The organism is Halorubrum sp. Atlit-28R, assembly GCF_003665955.1.
Taxonomy (GTDB): domain Archaea; phylum Halobacteriota; class Halobacteria; order Halobacteriales; family Haloferacaceae; genus Halorubrum; species Halorubrum tropicale.
Genome location: NZ_QPLS01000066.1, coordinates 1 through 716 on the forward strand (window position 1 = coordinate 1; position 716 = coordinate 716).

Annotated in this window: 1 protein-coding gene; it reads right to left on the reverse strand. The window is 46.6% G+C overall.

Going from position 1 to position 716, the window contains the following annotated elements:
• A partial coding sequence (locus DVK06_RS18560; RefSeq protein ID WP_233561789.1) for a DUF6293 family protein occupies positions 1 to 409 on the reverse strand: 409 nt, incomplete at its 3' end.
• Between the last annotated feature and the right edge of the window lie 307 nt (positions 410 to 716).

Here is a 716-nt window from a genome sequence, read left to right on the forward strand (position 1 = left end):
CTCCTGACCTGTCATCGCGTGCTTCGGTATACCCCTCAGGAACCACGTAATAGGGCTCAGCGCTCGTGAACATACAAGCCAGCATACCTGCAATGGCAGTGATTTTTGATCCCGCCGATATGTTCACTCGGATGTTATCGTCAGTGTTCCGCTGTCGTATCTGTGCCAGGATTGTTTCTATTGAGTTGTTCAGATCAAAGATGTCGCAATCTGTCCTTTCAACTGAGATTCCTTCCTCTTCAAGCATCTCCACAATCTGGTCTCGGCACCTACTCGCAGTCTCATTATCCGAATCGTGCTCGATCAGAACGACAATATCGGCATCTCGCTCGATCGCCGGCCGATAGATTCGCTCGTCTTCGAAGCCTTGCGGTGCAATGTGAACACGTCGGGGGACCGGCTCATTCATTGTGTTATTCTATCTGCGTAACATTAAAATAGTGACTGGTTGAATGCCATCTCATCAGTCAAACCAAAGGACCGATTGAATGAGAGATTAAATCGGCTCAATTGCCTCAGTCCAAGTTATCATCTGTATCAGTTAGGATATATCAATTAAATCATCAAGATTTATCCTTTCAAACACATCAGCGACTCTACCATTGAAGTTTCTTGTGCTCGTAGTATAGAGCACAATAGACTGATCGTATTATGTACCGGGAAGAGATGTATCGAAGGGTTTTGGCCGTTGTGGCGGCAGTTTCCCGTCTCCGCGA